Genomic DNA, 17,924 nt, shown 5'->3' with positions numbered 1-17,924 from the left:
TCGCCGCGCACGAGCGCACCCCCGTTTTGACCTGCGGACGGGGCGCCGGGTATCGTTGCCTGCTGTTGTACGACATCCAGAGGCGTGCCCCATCAGGTACGCTTGGTCGTTCGTGCGCGCTGGTCCGGCCTGCAAGATCTGGTCACCTCGGCGCGCGACCCCAGACCGACGACGAGACAAGGTAGACCTGTGCGTACGTACAGCCCGAAGCCGGGTGAGATCGAGCGTCAGTGGCACGTCATCGACGCCTCTGATGTCGTGCTGGGCCGCCTGGCCACCCACGCCGCCACGTTGCTGCGTGGTAAGCACAAGCCGACTTTCGCGCCGCACGTCGACACGGGCGACTTTGTCGTCATCGTGAACGCGGGCAAGGTTGCGTTGACCGGCAACAAGCGCCAGACCAAGGTTGCTTACCGCCACTCCGGTTACCCGGGTGGTCTGAAGCAGATTGGCTACGAGGAGCTGCTGACCAAGCGCCCCGAGCGGGCCATCGAGCTGGCCGTGAAGGGGATGCTCCCGCACAACAAGCTCGGCCGTCAGCTGATCAAGAAGCTGAAGGTCTACGCCGGTGCCGAGCACCCGCACCTCGCGCAGCAGCCGGTGCCGTTCGAGATCAAGCAGATCGCGCAGTGAGCGCGGGCGAAGGAAGCAGCATGACCGACATCACCGAGACCGAGGTCGCCCCGGAAGCCCCTGAGGCCACCGAGGCGCCGGCGCCCGTCGCCCGCGCGCCTCGCGGTGACCGGCCGATCCAGACCGTGGGCCGCCGCAAGCAGGCCATCGTCCGGGTCCGTATCGTCCCGGGCACCGGCAAGATCACCTGCAACGGCCAGGACCTCGAGGCGTACTTCCCGAGCAAGGTGCACCAGCAGCTCATCAAGGACCCGCTGGTCACCGCCGAGAAGCCCGAGCAGTTCGACGTCATCGCCAACCTGCATGGCGGCGGCACCACCGGGCAGGCCGGCGCGCTTCGGCTGGGCATCGCCCGCGCGCTGATCATCAACGACCCGGACGACCGCCCGGCCCTGAAGAAGGCCGGCTTCCTGACCCGGGACGCCCGGGTCAAGGAGAGCAAGAAGTACGGCCTCAAGAAGGCCCGTAAGGCTCCTCAGTACTCGAAGCGCTGATCTTCAACAGCGCGTTGTACTTCTGACGGACGGCCGGTCCGCCTCCCCGCTAGGGGGAGGTGGGTCGGCCGTTCCGCTTTCTCCTCATTGGCAGTGCTCATCGGAGGTTGGCGGGTATGGGTCGGTTGTTCGGCACGGACGGCGTACGCGGGCGGGCAAACGCGGATCTCACACCGGAGTTGGCGTTGGCGCTCGCTGTGGCCGCCGCGCACACGCTCGCCGAGACGGACCGCAGCCACCCGCCGCTCGCCGTCGTCGGTCGGGACACCCGGGCCAGCGGCGAGATGCTGGAGGCGGCCGTGGTCGCCGGTCTGACCAGCGCCGGCGCCGACGTGGTGCGGGTCGGCGTGCTGCCGACCCCCGCGGTGGCGTTCCTCACGGCAGAGACCAAGGCCGACCTCGGGGTGATGCTCTCCGCGTCGCACAACCCGATGCCGGACAACGGCATCAAGCTCTTCGCCGCCGGCGGGCACAAGTTGCCCGACGAGATCGAGATGCAGATCGAGGCGGCCGTCGAGACGAACGCCACCACCGCCTGGGACCGCCCGGTGGGTGCCGGCGTCGGCCGCGTGCACGACCTTCTCGACGGCGCCGACCACTACGTCCAACACCTGGTCAGCACCGTGCCGCACCGGCTCGAAGGCATCAAGGTCGTGGTCGACTGCGCCAACGGCGCCGCCGCCGAGGTCGCCCCGGTCGCCTACCAGGAGGCCGGCGCGGAGGTCATCGCGATCCATGCCGAGCCGAACGGCCTGAACATCAACGACGAGTGCGGCTCCAACCACATCGAGGCGCTGCGCGAGGCCGTGGTCGAGCACGGCGCCCACCTGGGCATCGCCCACGACGGCGACGCCGACCGTTGTCTGGCGGTCACCGCCGACGGCGACGAGGTGGACGGCGACGAGGTGATGGCGATCCTCGCGCTGGCCATGCGGGATGCCGGCACGCTCACCCAGGACACCCTGGTGGCCACCGTGATGAGCAACCTCGGGCTGCGGCTCGCGATGTCCGCGCAGGGCATCCGGCTGATCGAGACCAAGGTCGGTGACCGGTACGTGCTGGAGGAGCTGCGCGCCTCCGGGCTGGCGCTCGGCGGTGAGCAGAGCGGTCACATCGTGATGCCCGCCCATGCCACCACCGGCGACGGGGTGCTCACCGGCCTGCACCTGATGGCCCGGATGGCAGCCACCGGCCAGTCCCTCGCCGAGCTGGCGTCGGTGGTCACCAAGCTGCCCCAGGTGCTGATCAACGTGCCGGTCGGCGACCGGACCGTCGGTGCCGCCGCGCCGGCCGTGCGCGCAGAGGTCGAGCGGGCCGAGGCGGAGCTGGGTGAGACCGGCCGGGTGCTGCTGCGCCCGTCGGGCACCGAGCCGCTGGTCCGGGTGATGGTCGAGGCGGCCACCGAGGCGACCGCCCGTGAGGTCGCCGAGCGGATCGCCGAGCTGGTCCGCACCGCCAGCCCCGTCGGCTGAAACGGGCGGCGATGGCCTGTTCGTGGGTGGCGAGCAGGATGGTCATGCCGTGCCGGTCGCGAAGGTCGAGCAGCAGGTCGAGGATCTGCCCGCCGGTGGTGGAGTCGAGGTTGCCGGTGGGCTCGTCGGCCAGCAGCAGACCCGGTGCGCCCATCAGTGCCCGGGCGATGGCCACCCGTTGCTGCTGGCCACCGGAGAGCTGCGCCGGGAGGGCCCGCTCCCGCCCGGTCAGACCGACCGCGTCGAGCAGCTCCCGGGCCCGTGCCGCGTGGTCGGCCCGGCCGCGCTGCGGCAGCACCGGGGCGATCACGTTGTCCAGCACGGTGAGCGCCGGCAGCAGGTGGTAGCGCTGGAAGACGAACCCCACCCGCTGCCGGTAATGGGCCAGCGCGGCTCGGCGCAGGTTGTTGACCACCACGCCGTCGACGACGACGGAGCCCTCGTCGGGTTGCTCGATCGCACCGATGAGGTGCAGCAACGTCGACTTTCCCGACCCGCTCGGCCCGGTCAGCGCCACCACCGAGCCGGCCGCGATGGTCAGGGACACGTCGTCGACCGCCGTCAACCGGTCCGCACCGCTGCCGAATCCTCGTACCAGGTGGTCGACCGAGATCGCACTGCCGCTCTGCTCGCTCATGGTCTGCTACTCCTCTGCCAGTAGTCGGGCGGGCCGCAGACGCGGCAACAGGGCGGCGGGCACCAGTGCGGCGACAGTGCTCACCAGGGCGCCCGCCAGCGCGACCAGCGCGGCCACCAGGAGCAGCGCTCCCGGAATGGTGCCGATCAGCCAACCCGCGCTGGCCAGGCCGACCGCCGCGCCGGTCGTCGACCCCACGAGCCCCAGCGCCAGACCCTCGTAGCCGACCAGCCGGCCGAGTTCGGCGTCCGTCCAGCCGATCGCCCGCAGGGTCGCCAGCTCGGCGGCCCGGTCACGGATGTTCAGGTAGAGCACGTCCGCGACCGCCGCGGCGCCGAGCAGCACGGTGGCCGCGGCGGCCACGGTGTCCGCGCCGCGGACGCTCAGCGAGACCACATCGCCGAGCAGACTGCCGACGATCGCACCCCGGAACGCCCACGCGGCGGCACTGACCAGCGTCAGCGCGGCCACCCCGATCGCCAGCGCGCCGGCGCCGAGGAACGTGCGTCCGGGGGTGCGGGCCAGGTTGACCAGGGCCAACCCGAAGAGGGTGCGGGGCCGGCGTACCCAGCCGGCGGGAGCGACGATCGGGCGGAGGGCGGCGGCCGGGTGGGCGCGCGCGGCCCGCAGCGCCGGCACCAGGCCGGCGGCCAGCGAGAGCAGCAGGGCAATGGGTACGGCCAGGGCCGACCGCCGCCAGTCGACGTCGATGCCGAGCGCGATCCCGAGCGGGACCGCGAGGGCCAGTGAGAGCAGACCCGCGATGAGCCCGAGCAGAGCGACCTCGCCCAGGATCAGCGCCGCGATGCGGCGGACCGGCCAGCCGAGACAGGAGAGCACCGCCAGCTCGGAGCGTCGGTCCCGGACGGCCGCGCTGACCGCGTTGGCGAGGAACAGCACGCAGACCACCAGCACCAGCACGAAGAGCACCAGGCTCTTGCGGTCCACCGCCTGGGTGATGATCGAGGCCACGCCGAGTGCCGACCAGCTCTCGGTCAGCCGCAGCATCGGCCGGCCGAACGAGCCCGCGGGCAGCTCCACGGTCTGCGGTGCGGGCGACGAGCCGAGGGTGATGTCGACGTCCAGCCCGGTGCGCGCCGCGATCTGCTCGGCGATCAGCCGGACCCGTTCGGCCGAGCGCTCGCTGTAGCCGCCGACGTCGGCCACCCGTACCCGGATCGCGCTGATCGGGGCCTTGGCCTGTGCCCCGCCGCCGCCCTCCAGGAGTTTCGGGACGCTGCCGAGGTTGGTGAGGAGCAGCGGCGGCGCCGACAGGTAGCCGGCGGGGTTTCCGCTGGGTGCCAGCGGCTGACCGCCCAGCGCTGCCCGGCTGCGGTCGTCAGCACCCTGTGCCGTCGGCGCCTGGTAGGTCTCCAGCGGCAGTTGGCCGAGGTCACTGAAACCGGCCAGCCGGCCCGGGTCGAAGACACCGACGGCCCGCCAGAAACGATTGGCCGTGCTTCCGCCGGTGGGTAGCGGCAGCGCCCGTATCGATCGGGAACCGGTGTCGTCGGCCAGCCAGGGCCGGGGCAGTGGGTTGTACGCCTTCTCCTGGCTGTACACCTCCGGGTTGCCGGGCGGCTGCGCACGGGCCCGCAGGGTGCCGTCGGGCAGCCGGTCGTACTGCACGTCGCTCGACTGCACGACGCTCTGGAGTTGACCGACGCAGCACCCGCCCGGCGACAGCTCCTCGGTCAGCATCGCCTGGTGCCCGGCGGTGAGGTCGTACCGACCGGACCCGACCGGAGTCCCGCCAGGGCGGCTCAACGTCTTCTCCAGGTCGATCGCCTCCACCCCGGCGGGGCTGATCGCGAGTCGGGTGAACCTGGCTGCCAGCGACTCGTCGATGAAGGGTCGGTTGGTGACGAGGACCGGGACCTCGTAGTTGTCCGCTGTGCCCCGGCGGTTGACGGCGACCGTGTCGTCGGTGCGCACGGCCCGACCGGTGACCACGGCCTCGTCGAGGCCGACAAGTTGTTCCTCGGCCACCGGGTCGACCGCAGCCAGGAGGAACGGCACGGTCAGGTCGTACGCCATCACCAGCCGGTCGGAGGGTGTGGAGGAGCCGTCCCGGTCGGTCGCGAGGATGTACGAGTCGGCTTGGAACCGGCCGTCGGGCAGCAGTTGGACGGCGTGCAGGGACCAGTCCTCGCGCTCGGAGTAGGTGCCCGGGTTGCCCAGCAGCCCGTATCCCGGGTCGCAGATGGGAAGGCTGCGCCCGTCCGGCTGCACCTCGCGCGGGGTCGGTCCGCAGGTGTCCGACCAGGAATAGGACCGCCCGTCGGAGTACGGTACGGCGTCGCTGTCGGTTCCCCAGTCGATCCGGGGGTAGATCAACGGCTTCGTGGTCACGTACACGTACCGGGGTTTGCCCGGTGCGCTGGAGAGACCACGTTCGGCGTGGAAGGTCGGGTCGACCCGGATGACCTGGCGATCCAGCGAGCGGTCGACGGCCTCGGTGAGGTCGATCGGCGTCGGCAGCAGGGTGGTGGAATAGCCGAGCATCGCGATCGGTGCCGCCACCTCGATGCCGGGGACTGCCCTCACCTGCTCGTACTGCTGGGTGGTGATGCCGCCGAAGAGCCCGGAGAGATAGTTGGGGCGGACCAGCCCACGCTCGGCTTCGAGCGGAGTGCGGGTCCCCTTCGGACGGACCAGGATCTCGTAGGCGACCCGGGTGTTGCGCTCGACAGTGCCGGTGACGTCCAGGCGAGAGGTGGTGGTGGCGCCCGTCAGGACCACGAAGCCGGTGGTGGCCACCAGCACGCCGATCACCAGCGCCACCGACCGCCCCGCACGGCCGCGCAGCTGTCTCCAGATGAAGCCGAGCATGTCGCGCCTCCCCGTGTGCTGTCTCCCACTCTGCGCGATACATTGTGACAATGCAAGGCCCGTACCGGAGGTGACATGGCGATCCAGCACGCTGTCCTCGCCCTGCTCGCTGGTGCCCCCAGCCACGGCTACCAGCTCAAGGGATCGTTCGAGGCCGCCGTCGGCCCGCAGTGGGGGCCGCTGAACATCGGCCACCTCTACCAGATCCTCGACCGGCTCTCCCGGGACGAGCTGGTCGTCGCCGAACGGCAGCCGCAACCGATCAAGCCGGACCGGGTGGTCTACGAAATCACCCAGGCCGGCCGCGCCGAGCTGGCACGGTGGCTGGCCGAGCCGAGCCCACGCAGCGGGGGATTCCGGGACGACTTCTTCCTCAAGGTCACCGCCGCCGCCCGGTCCGGCTCCGCGGCCACCGTGCGCGCGGTGCTCAGCAACCAACGCGGGCACCTGCTGCGCGAGTTGCGCAATCTGGACGGCCTCCGGCGTGCCGCCGAGGACCCGGTGGTCGGGTTGCTGCTCACCGCGGCGAGCCGGCACGTGACGGCCGACCTGTCGTTCGTGGACGACGCCGAGTCGGTGCTGCTCGGCGACGGGGGCCAACTGCTGACCCGGCTCGCGACACCGCCGGCGTCTCAGTCGTCGAGCGACCCCGGATCAGCCCTCGGCGGACCGGTCAGTGGCTCGGGCTCAGAGCGCGCAGCCGGCTGACCGCCTCGGTCAGCACCTCGGGGCGCTTGCAGAACGCGAACCGGACCAGCCGTCGGCCCGCCTCCACATCGTCGTAGAAGACCTGCGTCGGCACCGCCACCACACCACAGCGCTCCGGCAGCGAACGGCAGAACTCCACCCCGTCCCGGCCGCCGAGCGCGGTGATGTCGGCGGTGACGAAGTATGTCCCCTCCGAGTCGAGCACCTCGAACCCGGCGTCGGTGAGACCACCGACGAGCTGGTCACGGCGCTGCTGGAGCCCGTCGCGGAAGCCGGTGTAGTAGTCGTCCGGCAGCGCCAGCGCCACTGCCACCGCCGGTTGCAGCGGCGCCGCGTTGACGAAGGTGAGGAACTGCTTCACCCGCAGCACCGCCGAGACCAGCGCCGCCGGGCCGCTCGCCCAGCCGACCTTCCAACCCGTGCAGGAGAACGTCTTGCCGGCCGAGGAGATGCGCAGCGTCCGCTCCCGCATCCCGGGCAGGCTGGCCAACGACACGTGCGGGCTCGACGCGTCGGTGAAGACCAGGTGCTCGTACACCTCGTCGGTGACCGCGTACGCGCCGAACTCCTGACACAGCTCGGCGACCAGCGCCAACTCCGCCGGGGTGAAGACCTTGCCGGTCGGGTTGTGCGGTGAGTTGAGCAGCACCAGTCGGGTGCGCGGGCCGAACGCCGCGCGCAGCGCCGCCGGGTCGAAGGCGTACCGGCCGTCGGCCGCGGGCCGCAGGGTCACCGGTCGCCGGACCGCGCCGGCCAAGGCGATCGAGGCAGCGTACGAGTCGTAGTACGGCTCGAAGCACACCACCTCGTCACCCGGCTCGCAGAGGGCGAGGATGCTGGCCGCGACCGCCTCGGTGGCACCCGCGGTGATGACGATCTCGCCGTCCGGGTCGTACGACAGGTCCTGGAACCGCTGCTGGTGGGCCGCGACCGCCGCGCGCAGGGCGGGAATCCCCGGGCCGGGCGGGTACTGGTTCTGCCCGCCGCGCAGCGCCTCGGCGGCGGCGGCCAGCATCTCCGGCGGACCGTCGGTGTCCGGGAAGCCCTGCCCGAGGTTGACCGCGCCGGTGCGCACGGCGAGGGCGGACATCTCGGCGAAGATCGTCGTGCCGAACGGCCGCATCCGGGCCACCAGCGGGTCGACATCGGTGCTCGTCACCTGCGCCAGCCTAAGGCCACACCAGTGCCGAACCCCAGCCTCACTCGGGCGCGCACCAGATGCTGCCGTAGCTCCGCTCCTTGAGGACCACCGGCGTGCCGGTGCCGCTGATCGTGACGCTGCATTCGAGGAGACCCTCGTATTCCATATCGACCCAGTCGGCCTCCAACCTGACCCGGCTCGCGCCGTTTGTCCGGATGGTGGTGCGCCAGGGGAGCTTCGCGCTGTCGACGTGGATCAGGTCGCTCTCGGCGTCGAAGTACGCAATGTCGGCCTCGCCCGATCCGGTGACCTCGTAGACCACCGTCACCGGGGCCGGCCCCGACGTCGGTCGGGTGACCGGCTGCTTGCTCGGGGTCGGGGGCGCGGGGCTGGGTCGCTCCGGAATGGGCGCACGTGTGGTGGGTGCGGTCCAACCGTCGTCGGGAACAACCCACGGCTCCTCGGCGATCGGCTCCGAGCCGGGTCTGTCCAACAGGAAACCACTCGCGCAGAGGCAACCGCAGACGGCCAGGACCAGTGCCACGAAGACCGCGACGACGATGCCGACGATCCGGCCGCTGCTCGTGGTCGGGCTGCCGCTGGCACGCGGCTGGCCGGGGTAGGTGTACGGCGGCGGATAGCCGTGGGGCGGCCATCCGGCTGACGGCGGCCAGTGCCCGGGCGGTGGCGCACCGGTAGGCGTGGGCCATCCTGCTGCCGGAGGCGGCCCGGCGGCCGTCGGATCCGACGGGTCGGGCGGGGACGGCGACCACGGCGACGCTGGTGGCCCGGGCGTCCACGGGGTCGGCGGCGGTTGGGGCGTCCACTGGGTCGGGGGCGGCGACGGGGTCCACGGCGCGGCCGGAGTCCACGGGCCTGGCGCCCACGGCGCCGGCGGTGCCCACGGCTGAGCCGGTGCCAGTGGGTCGGGCGCCGGGAGCCCAGCGGGGGAGGGCGGTGCCGTCGGATCCGGTGGCAACGGAGAGGCCGGGCGCAGCGGGGACGGCTCGGGTGCCGACCCCGACGTGCCGCCGGGTGCCGGGTCCGATGGTGAGGAGGGGGACGGATCGGGCGGGGGCGCGTCGGACATGGCTGCTCCGGGCGGGAGTGGGTATGGGACGAACGGGCCGAGGGCGGGCGCGCCGAACCCGCCGAGAGACTGTCGTACCCGACGGCGCGCCGCAACCCCCGTCACCTCCGGGCGGCCCCGTCCGGCCTGCGATGCTCGTCCCGTTGCGCCCCGCCAACCCCCGATCGCTCAGATTCCGTGATTGATAACCCGACTTTCGAGCACCCATCATGAGTGAAACTGGGTTAGGCTGCGGGCCATGTGTGGAATCGTGGGATACGCGGGCGCGCGCCCCGCACTCAGCATCGTGCTCGACGGGCTGCGGCGGCTGGAATACCGCGGCTACGACTCGGCGGGCGTCGCGATCGTCTGCGACGACCGGCTGCTGACCGAGAAGAAGGCCGGCAAGCTGGCCAACCTTGAGAAGGTGCTGTCCGAGCGGGCCGCCGACGACCCGACCTCCTGCGCGGCCAGCCCGATCGGCATCGGTGACGGCACCACCGGTATCGGGCACACCCGGTGGGCCACCCACGGTGGCCCGACCGACCGCAACGCCCACCCGCACGTCGCCCCCGACGGCCGGGTCGCGGTGATCCACAACGGCATCATCGAAAACTTCGCCAAGCTCCGTAACGAGCTGGAGGCCGACGGCGTCCAGTTCACCAGCGACACCGACACCGAGTGCGCCGCGCACCTGCTCGCCGCCGCGCTGGCCGACCTGCGCGCCGCCGGCCAGCCGGACAGCCCGCAGCTGCTCGCCGCCGGCATGCGTGTGGTCTGCCAGCGGCTGGAGGGCGCGTTCACCCTGCTCGCGGTGGACGCCGGCGTGCCCGGTGCGGTCGTCGGCGCCCGGCGCAACTCGCCGCTGGTCGTCGGCCGCGGCGACGGTGAGAACTACCTGGCCAGCGACGTGGCCGCGTTCATCGAGCACACCCGGGAAGCGGTCGAGCTGGGCCAGGACCAGATCGTCCTGATCACCGGTGACAGCATCGAGATCACCGACTTCGACGGCCAGCCCGCCGCCGGCAAGGACTTCCACATCGACTGGGACTCCTCGGCCGCCGAGAAGGGTGGCTACGACTGGTTCATGCTCAAGGAGATCGAGGAGCAGCCGCAGGCCATCGCCGACACGCTGCTCGGCCGGCTCACCGAGACCGGCGAGATCGCCCTCGACGAGGTCCGCCTCAGCGACCAGGACCTGCGCGACGTCGACAAGATCTTCATCGTGGCCTGCGGCACGGCGTACCACGCCGGCATGGTCGCCAAGTACGCCATCGAGCACTGGACCCGGATCCCCTGCGAGGTGGAGCTGGCCAGCGAGTTCCGCTACCGCGACCCGGTCCTCGACCGGTCCACGCTGATCGTGGTGATCTCGCAGTCCGGCGAGACGATGGACACCCTGATGGCGCTGCGCCACGCCAAGGAGCAGAAGGCCCGGGTGCTGGCGATCTGCAACACCAACGGCTCGACCATCCCCCGTGAGTCGGACGCCGTGCTCTACACCCACGGCGGGCCGGAGATCGCCGTCGCCTCCACCAAGGCGTTCCTCACCCAGGTCGTCGCCTGCTACCTGATCGGCCTGCACCTGGCCCAGGTGCGCGGCATCAAGTTCGCCGACGAGGTGGGCGCGGTGGTCGCGCAGTTGCAGGAGATCCCCGGCAAGCTGCGCGAGCTGCTCGACCGGATCGAGCCCGTCCGCGAGCTGGCCCGGGAGCTGAAGTCCGAGCCGACAGTGCTGTTCATCGGCCGGCACGTCGGCTACCCGGTGGCCCTGGAGGGCGCGCTGAAGCTCAAGGAACTGGCGTACATGCACGCCGAGGGCTTCGCCGCCGGCGAGCTGAAGCACGGCCCGATCGCCCTGATCGACAAGGGCACCCCGGTCATCTGCGTGGTGCCCTCGCCGGTCGGCCGGGGCATGCTGCACGACAAGGTCGTCTCCAACATCCAGGAGGTCCGGGCGCGCGGTGCGCGGACCATCGTGATCGCGGAGGAGGGCGACGAGGCGGTCGTCCGGTATGCCGACCACCTCATCTACGTGCCGCGTACGCCGACGCTGCTGGCCCCGCTCGTCACCACGGTGCCGTTGCAGGTGCTGGCCGCCGAGATCGCCGCCGCCCGTGGACACGACGTGGACCAGCCCCGCAACCTGGCCAAGTCGGTCACCGTCGAGTAGGCCCCTCAACGACCTGGCCCAGCACGACCCGGGCCATCCCGTCCAGCGCGGGATTGCCCGGGTCCCAGTAACCGGTGTGGCCTCCTCGCCCACTGCCGAAGACCCGACCGCCGAACCCGGGATCCGACGGGTCGTGACCGAACCACAGCTCGTGGCCGGTCCGGTCGGGCCAGGCCAGCGCGGCGGCCAGCGGAGCCGCGCCGGACAGCGCACGTCGGCCCATCTCGTCCACCGGAAGGGCCCCGCGGATCACGTCGTCGGGAGCGCTGCTCGCCCAGACCTCCCGGGCGGGCACGCCCAGCTCGGCGGCGTGCGACGCACCGACCCCTGGGGAACCGACAAAGACCAGAGCGTCGGCGGCCAGCCCGTGCTCCCGGGCGGCCATGCCCACCACCAGTGACCCGTAGCTGTGCCCGAGCACGGTCTGCCGGGCCGGTGGCCCCTCGTGGGTGGCCCGCAGCCCCTCCTGGAAGCGGTGCAGCGCCGGGCCGGCATCGCGTGCCAGACCTGCGAAAGCCGCGTCGGTCACGAAATCCGGGGCGTCGTAGTCCAACCAGAGCACCGCCGCGCTGCGTTCGGTCGGGGCGAGCGTGGTGCACCGGTCCAGCACCCGCGCCGCCCTGCCCAGCTCACCGGGGGCGTCGTCCAGCCCGGAACCCATCCCCGGCACGTAGGTGAGCACCCGGTCGGCCTGGTCCGGGTCGCCGAGCGCCAGCACCACCCGACCCTCACCGGCCGTATCCAGCCCCAGCAGGTATGCCCGCGGCTCCCCACCGCCCGCCAGTCGTCCGCCCAGCGTGTCCAGACCGGCCAACCGCTCAGCCAGCCCGCGCAGCCGGACCGACGCGAGCGCCCCCGGCGGCACCCGGGTCAGCAACCGCCGCCGCTCGGCCAGCAGCTCCTCCCGCCAGACCCCGAGCCGCAGCCGGTTGGCCTGGTCGCGGGCGGCCACCGGCACCCCGTCCAATCGGCCGACAAGCGCCGGCTCGTGCCCGATCAGCCACCGTCGCTGCGCCGGTGTCAGACCCGCCCACCAGGCGCGGACCAGGGTCGGCGCCGCACCGGGGGCCGGCCGGTCCGGCGGTGGCGGGGAGGCCCAGCCGGTGCCGGCGGCCCGAGCCAGCTCGTCCAACCGGTCGGCGGCGGCCCGGTCCGCGGCACCGGCCTCGTCGAGCGCGTCCCGCAGGTCTGCCGCCACCCGGGCCGCAGCCACGCCGGCCCGCTCGGTCGGCCGGGCCCGGGCGGGATCGACGTGCACCCCACCCGAGCGGTCCACCAGCAGGCCGGCCGCGTCCGCCAGGGCGACCGCATCGGCGAGCCGTGCCTTCGCCACGGTCAGCCGGCCGCCCAACTCGGCCAGCACCTGGTCGACCTCGATCAACACGGGTGCGACCGACGTCAGCTCGTCACGAAGACCGACGAGCCGGGCGTCCGCCGCCGTGGCCGCCGCGCCCGACCAACCGCCCCGCAAGCGCCCGTCCGCCGTACGCAGCTCACCGACGCGTCGGTCGACCAGCCCGGTCAACCCCGCCCAGGCCGTCCCGGTGGCCCGCCACCCGCTCGGATCGGCTGCCCACAGGTGTCGGTAGGCGACGCTGCTCACCGGTGCAGGGTGGCGAACCGGTCGGCCGCCCGGTCGTCGACCGACTCGTACGCCTCGGCCGCGGCCCGCACCCCGGCGGAGGCCGCCGTGACCCGAGCACCCACCAGGCACAACCAGGAGTGCACGGCTGCCTCCACCCCGGCCAGGGCCGCGCCGGCTCGCCACTCGGGTGCCGTCACCAGCAACCCGGGCACCCCCGCGAGGCCCAGTGCCAGCCGGTGCGCCCCGTCGTCGAGCACCACGGCGACCGCGCGCAGCTCCTCCGGCCGGACGACGAACGGCTTATCGGTCATGACCACACCCCCACCGACGATCGGGATCGACGCGCTGACGCTAGGCGCGTACCGGAGGTCGTCGAGTGCCCTGTGGACAGCCGGCGTTGAGGCGTACCCCGGCCTGTCCACAGGCGTTGCCCACCGCGGGCCCGACGGCTAATGTGCGGCCCCGGCCGCCGGTAGGGTGAAGTGGTGATCGTCGCTGTCGGCATCGACGTCGTCCTGGTCGACCGGTTCGCCCGGGCCCTGGCACGGACGCCGCTGCTCGCCGACCGGCTCTTCACCACTGCCGAGCGACACACCCGCGCCGGTGCCCCGCGATCACCGGAGTCCCTTGCCGCCCGCTTCGCCGCCAAGGAGGCCGTGGCCAAGGCGCTCGGCGCTCCGGCCGGGCTGAGCTGGCACGACTGCGAGATCGTGCCCGACCCGGACGGCCGCCCCTGGCTCGCCGTCTCCGGCACGGTCGCGGCGGCGGCCGACGCGCGTGGGGTCAACCGCTGGCATCTCTCGTTGTCGCACGACGGGGGGATCGCGTCGGCGATGGTGGTCGCGGAACGGTGACGTCGGCTGGGCGGGCCGACCCGGTCCACCCGCGAACGAATGGGACACGGTGGCATGAGATCGGTGTGGCGGGTGGCCGACGTACGGGCGGCCGAGGCAGGGCTGATGGGCACGCTGCCGGACGGGACGCTGATGCAGCGGGCCGCCGCCGGGCTGGCCCGCCGGGCCGCGCTGCTGCTCGCCGAGCGGGGCGGGGTCTACGGCGCCCGGGTGCTGCTGCTGGTCGGTTCCGGTGACAACGGTAGCGACGCCCTGTACGCGGGGGAGCGGCTGGCCCGCCGGGGAGTCCAGGTGTCCGCCCTGCTGCTCACCCCCGGGCGTGCGCACGCCGCCGGGCTGGCCGCCCTGCGAGCGGCCGGTGGCCGGCTGGTGCCGCAGCCGGCCGGCCCGGTCGACCTGGTCCTGGACGGCATCGTCGGCATCGGCGGCACCGGTGGGCTGCGGGCGAGTGCGGACGAGGTGGTCCAACGCCTCGGCGAGCTGCGTGGGCGCGACGGCGAGCGCGCCACCATCCTGGCGGTGGACGTGCCGAGCGGGGTCGCGGTGGACACCGGCCACGTGCCGCTGTCCGCGTCCGGCCGACCGACAGCGGTCCGCGCCGACGTGACGGTGGCGTTCGGCGCTCTCAAGCCCGCACTGGTGGTCGGGCCGGCAGCCGCCCTGGCCGGGCAGGTGGAGTTGGTCGACATCGGGCTGCGCCCGTGGCTGCGAGGCTCTCCGGCGCTGCGGGTCACCGAGTGGTCCGACCTGGTCGACTGGTGGCCGGAGCTGGGCCCGGCGTCGGAGAAGTACAGCCGGGGCGTGGTGGGGGTGTCGACCGGCTCGGCGACCTACCCGGGCGCGGCGGTGCTCTCCGTCGGCGGCGCTCTGGCCGGGCCGACGGGCCTGGTCCGCTATGCCGGCGGTGCCCGGTCCGAGGTTCTGCACCAGCACCCCTCGGTGATCGCCAGTGGGCGGGTCGCCGACGCGGGCCGGGTGCAGGCCTGGGTCTGCGGCTCCGGCCTGGGCACCGGAGAGGACGCGGCGGCAGAGCTGCGCGCCGTGCTGGCCTCCCCGGTGCCGGTGGTGCTCGACGCCGACGCGTTGACCCTGCTGGTGGACGGCTCACTCGCCGACCGGCTGCGCGGGCGGGACGCGCCGATCGTGGTCACCCCGCACGACCGGGAGTTCACCCGGCTGTGCGGGGAGGAGCCCGGCGCCGACCGCGTCGGCTCCGCACTGCGGCTGGCCGCCTGGATGAACGCGGTGGTGCTGCTCAAGGGGGACCGCACGGTGATCGGCACGCCGGACGGCCGGGCGTACGTCAACCCGACCGGCACTCCGGCGCTGGCCACCGGCGGCACGGGTGACGTGCTGGCCGGGCTGCTCGGCTCGTTGCTGGCGGCCGGGGTGCCCGCCGATCGGGCCGCTGCCTCGGCCGCGTACCTGCACGGGCTCGCCGGCCGGGAGGCGGCCCGGGGTGGGCCGGTGACCGCGCCCGACGTGGTCACCGCACTTCGCCCGGTTGTCGCCCGGCTGGGCTGATCGGCCCGTTCCGGCCGGGTCGTCGTCCGGGGGCGTGCGTCGCCGCCCCCGGTGATCACGGCGGAAAGTAGGCTGGGCGTATGTGGCAGGCCGAGGTACGCGTCGATCTTGACGCGATCCGCGAGAACGTGAGCAGGCTCCGCTCCGGCACCAGCGCCGAGCTGATGGCGGTGGTGAAGGGCGACGGGTACGGCCATGGCATGCTTCCGGCCGCCCGCGCCGCGCTCGACGCCGGCGCGGACTGGCTCGGTGTCTGCACCCTCGACGAGGCGCTCACCCTGCGCCGGGCCGGAGTGACAGTGCCGGTGCTGGCCTGGCTGCTCGCGCCGGGGTTGCCGCTGCACGAGGGGGTCACCGCCGGGGTGGACCTGGGCGCGGCCAGCCTTCCGCAGCTGGACGAGATGATCGAGGCGAGCCGGCTCGCCGGGCGCCCCGCCCGCCTGCACCTGAAGATCGACACCGGGCTGTCGCGGGGCGGGGCGACCGTCGCCGACTGGCCGGCGCTGCTGGACGCCGCCGCGAAGGCGCAGGCCGACGGCCTGGTCGAGGTGGTCGGCGTGTGGAGCCACTTCGTGTACGCGGACAGCCCCGGCCACCCCACCACCGATCGCCAACTGGCCGTCTTCCATGAGGGGCTGGCCATGGTCGAGCGGGCCGGGCTGCGCCCGCGCTGGCGGCACCTCGCCAACTCGGCGGCCACCCTGACCCGCCCGGACACCCACTTCGACCTGGTTCGCCCCGGCCTTGCCATCTACGGGCTCTCCCCGGTGGCCGGCGAGACGTACGGGCTGCGGCCGGCGATGACCGCACGCGCCCGGGTGATGCTCACGAAGCGGGTGCCCGCCGGCACCGGCGTCTCCTACGGGCACGCCTACACCACCGAGGCGGACGCGAACCTGGCCGTGGTGCCGCTCGGGTACGCCGACGGGGTTCCCCGGCACGCGTCCAACACCGGCCCGGTCCAGCTTGCCGGCGCACGGCGGACGATCTCGGGACGGGTCTGCATGGACCAGTTCGTGATCGACTGCGGGGACGACCCGGTGGCCGACGGCGACGTGGCGACCCTGTTCGGCAGTGGTGCCGACGGTGAGCCGACCGCCGACGACTGGGCCGAGGCGGTCGGCACGATCAACTACGAGATCGTCACCCGGTTCGGCAGCACACGCGTGCCTCGGATCTATGACGGCGAGCGACCATGAGCTACCGCATTCCGCGTCCGCGGACCGCGGCGGGCCGGGTCGCGGGGATCCTCGGGGCCGCGGTCGGGGTCGCGGCCGCGGGCCTGGCGGCCGGCGTCGCGACCGAGCGCACCCTGGTCCGCCGGCTCAAGGCAGACCCGGCCGACCGCTACGCGCACGAGGCGTTCGGCGAGCAGCGGTACGACGAGGCGTTCCGTCTGGAGCTGCCGGACGGCACGGACATCCACGTCGAGGTGGTCGAGCCGACCAGGCCGGTGCCGGGGCATCCGACGGTGGTGCTGGTGCACGGCTTCTGCCTGGACATGGGGACGTTCCACTTCCAGCGTCAGATGCTCGCGGCCCGGGGTGACTACCGGGTCGTGGCGTACGACCAGCCCGGTCACGGTCGGTCCGGCCGGTTGGAGACCGGGGAGTACGACCTCGCGGTGCTCGGCCGGACGCTGCGCCAGGTGATCGACCGCACCGCCCCGGACGGGCCGCTGGTGCTGGTCGGTCACTCGATGGGCGGCATGACCATCATGGCGTTCGCCGAGTTGTTCCCGGAGCTGTTCGGTGACCGGGTGGTGGGCACGGTCCTGATGGCCACCTCGGGCGGGCTCATCGCCGAGACCAAGCTGGTCGCGCCCGCGCTGCTCGGCCGGGTCGGCGGCCCGGTGCTGTACATGGTCAGCAACGCCACCCGGTACGGCGGGCCGGTGATCGACAAGGCCCGCAAGTCGACGTCGAACGTGGCCTGGCTGCTGACCCGCAAGTACGGCTTCGGCACCCGCAAACCCAGCCCGTCTCTGGTGTCCTACGTGGAGACGATGAACTCCCGGACATCGGCCGACACGGTGACCCGCTACCTGCGGACCCTGGCCACCCACTCGCGCTTCCCGGCTCTCGCGGCGTTGGCCGCGACGCCGGTGCTGGTGGTGGTCGGCGACAAGGACATGATCACTCCGGTGACCCACTCGGAGGAGATCGTCCGGCGGCTGCCGCACGCCGAGTTCGTCAAGATCAAAGACAGTGGACACGTGGTGATGCTGGAGCACGCCGACGAGGTCAACGCCGCGCTCGCGCGGTTCCTCGAATCACTCGCAGAGCCGGAGGAACGGTGAGTCACGTCGTCAAGCTGCCGACCGTCGAGGACACCCGGGAGTTCGGCCGACGCCTGGCCGGGCTGCTGCGCGCCGGCGACCTGGTGCTGCTGACCGGCCCGCTGGGCGCCGGCAAGACCGCGCTCACCCAGGGCGTCGGCGCCGGGCTCGGTGTACTCGGCGACATCACCTCGCCGACGTTCGTGATCGCCCGGGTGCACCGCCCCGATCCGGCCCGGGGTGGCCGGGTCGCCCTGGTGCACGCCGACGCGTACCGGCTGGGCGCCGCCACCGACCCCCGCGCCGAGATCGACGACCTGGACCTCGACGCATCGGTCGAGGACTCGGTGACCGTGGTGGAGTGGGGTGAAGGCCTGGTGGAGCAGTTGGTCGACGCGCACCTGCGGGTCCGGATCGACCGCCGCGACGACGACACCCGCATCGTCGAGCTGGACCCGATCGGTGGCGACTGGGCCGGTCGGCTCGCCGACCTGGGCTAGGGCGGCCGCTGTCGTACCCGATGC

The 17,924-nt window shown here is 72.9% G+C and carries 15 protein-coding genes and 1 pseudogene; 10 read left to right on the top strand and 6 right to left on the bottom strand.

What is annotated here, in order from left to right:
* The first annotated feature begins 189 nt into the window (after positions 1-189).
* From rplM to glmM, 3 genes are all read left to right on the top strand, one after another.
* Positions 190-633, top strand: coding sequence for a 50S ribosomal protein L13 (gene rplM / locus KBX46_RS29940; protein ID WP_030489638.1), 444 nt, complete (start codon positions 190-192; stop codon positions 631-633).
* A gap of 20 nt (positions 634-653) precedes the next feature.
* On the top strand, positions 654-1,127 hold the full coding sequence (gene rpsI, locus KBX46_RS29935) for a 30S ribosomal protein S9 (RefSeq protein ID WP_088950196.1): 474 nt from the start codon (positions 654-656) through the stop codon (positions 1,125-1,127).
* Positions 1,128-1,243: 116 nt separating this feature from the next.
* A complete protein-coding gene (gene glmM, locus KBX46_RS29930; protein ID WP_210795310.1) occupies positions 1,244-2,599 on the top strand; it encodes a phosphoglucosamine mutase in 1,356 nt (451 codons plus the stop codon).
* 127 nt (positions 2,600-2,726) lie between these two features.
* Here the strand turns inward: glmM and KBX46_RS29925 are convergent.
* Positions 2,727-3,236, bottom strand: a pseudogene (locus tag KBX46_RS29925) (ABC transporter ATP-binding protein); the annotation flags it as partial.
* A gap of 6 nt (positions 3,237-3,242) precedes the next feature.
* Complete coding sequence (locus tag KBX46_RS29920) at positions 3,243-6,068, bottom strand: ABC transporter permease (RefSeq protein ID WP_210795308.1); 2,826 nt, start codon at positions 6,066-6,068, stop codon at positions 3,243-3,245.
* Positions 6,069-6,143: 75 nt separating this feature from the next.
* On the opposite strand from KBX46_RS29920, the gene KBX46_RS29915 reads away from it, so the two are divergent.
* Positions 6,144-6,776 (top strand): PadR family transcriptional regulator, encoded by a 633-nt coding sequence (locus tag KBX46_RS29915; RefSeq protein WP_210795306.1) that lies wholly within the window; start codon positions 6,144-6,146, stop codon positions 6,774-6,776.
* On the opposite strand, the gene KBX46_RS29910 is transcribed toward KBX46_RS29915, so the two are convergent.
* Together KBX46_RS29910 and KBX46_RS33225 are read right to left on the bottom strand one after the other, a co-directional pair.
* Complete coding sequence (locus KBX46_RS29910; protein WP_210795304.1) at positions 6,742-7,935, bottom strand: pyridoxal phosphate-dependent aminotransferase; 1,194 nt, start codon at positions 7,933-7,935, stop codon at positions 6,742-6,744. The two genes, KBX46_RS29915 and KBX46_RS29910, sit on opposite strands and share 35 nt — an antisense overlap.
* Positions 7,936-7,975: 40 nt before the next feature.
* A complete protein-coding gene (locus KBX46_RS33225) occupies positions 7,976-8,245 on the bottom strand; it encodes an MmpS family transport accessory protein (protein WP_210795302.1) in 270 nt (89 codons plus the stop codon).
* Between the two features lie 1,000 nt (positions 8,246-9,245).
* On the opposite strand from KBX46_RS33225, the gene glmS reads away from it, so the two are divergent.
* Entirely contained in the window at positions 9,246-11,159 is a 1,914-nt protein-coding gene (glmS, locus tag KBX46_RS29900; RefSeq protein WP_088950192.1) for a glutamine--fructose-6-phosphate transaminase (isomerizing), read from the top strand.
* On the opposite strand, the gene KBX46_RS29895 is transcribed toward glmS, so the two are convergent.
* Together KBX46_RS29895 and KBX46_RS29890 are read right to left on the bottom strand one after the other, a co-directional pair.
* The gene (locus tag KBX46_RS29895; RefSeq protein WP_210795300.1) at positions 11,146-12,762 is read right to left on the bottom strand and encodes an alpha/beta hydrolase; all 1,617 of its coding nucleotides are present in this window, start codon (positions 12,760-12,762) and stop codon (positions 11,146-11,148) included. The genes glmS and KBX46_RS29895 overlap by 14 nt on opposite strands.
* The gene (locus KBX46_RS29890; RefSeq protein ID WP_141911140.1) at positions 12,759-13,055 is read right to left on the bottom strand and encodes a hypothetical protein; all 297 of its coding nucleotides are present in this window, start codon (positions 13,053-13,055) and stop codon (positions 12,759-12,761) included. The genes KBX46_RS29895 and KBX46_RS29890 overlap by 4 nt, the downstream gene beginning before the upstream one ends.
* Before the next feature lie 174 nt (positions 13,056-13,229).
* Between KBX46_RS29890 and KBX46_RS29885 the strand changes: the two genes are divergently transcribed.
* The 5 genes from KBX46_RS29885 (at position 13,230) to tsaE (ending at position 17,900) form a co-directional block, all read left to right on the top strand.
* Positions 13,230-13,598, top strand: coding sequence for a holo-ACP synthase (locus tag KBX46_RS29885; RefSeq protein ID WP_141911139.1), 369 nt, complete (start codon positions 13,230-13,232; stop codon positions 13,596-13,598).
* A 54-nt stretch (positions 13,599-13,652) separates the two neighbouring features.
* On the top strand, positions 13,653-15,122 hold the full coding sequence (locus tag KBX46_RS29880; protein ID WP_210795298.1) for an NAD(P)H-hydrate dehydratase: 1,470 nt from the start codon (positions 13,653-13,655) through the stop codon (positions 15,120-15,122).
* Between the two features lie 80 nt (positions 15,123-15,202).
* On the top strand, positions 15,203-16,321 hold the full coding sequence (gene alr / locus KBX46_RS29875; RefSeq protein ID WP_099848616.1) for an alanine racemase: 1,119 nt from the start codon (positions 15,203-15,205) through the stop codon (positions 16,319-16,321).
* Complete coding sequence (locus KBX46_RS29870) at positions 16,318-17,421, top strand: alpha/beta fold hydrolase (RefSeq protein ID WP_088950187.1); 1,104 nt, start codon at positions 16,318-16,320, stop codon at positions 17,419-17,421. Before alr ends, KBX46_RS29870 begins: the two co-directional genes overlap by 4 nt.
* Positions 17,418-17,900, top strand: a complete 483-nt coding sequence (gene tsaE / locus KBX46_RS29865) for a tRNA (adenosine(37)-N6)-threonylcarbamoyltransferase complex ATPase subunit type 1 TsaE (protein ID WP_210795297.1) — start codon at positions 17,418-17,420, stop codon at positions 17,898-17,900. Before KBX46_RS29870 ends, tsaE begins: the two co-directional genes overlap by 4 nt.
* Positions 17,901-17,924 lie beyond the last annotated feature (24 nt).

This window comes from Micromonospora sp. C81, from assembly GCF_018070425.1.
Taxonomy (GTDB): domain Bacteria; phylum Actinomycetota; class Actinomycetes; order Mycobacteriales; family Micromonosporaceae; genus Micromonospora; species Micromonospora zamorensis.
Note: the sequence above shows the minus strand (reverse complement) of the source record. Positions and strands in the feature narration are given on the sequence as shown.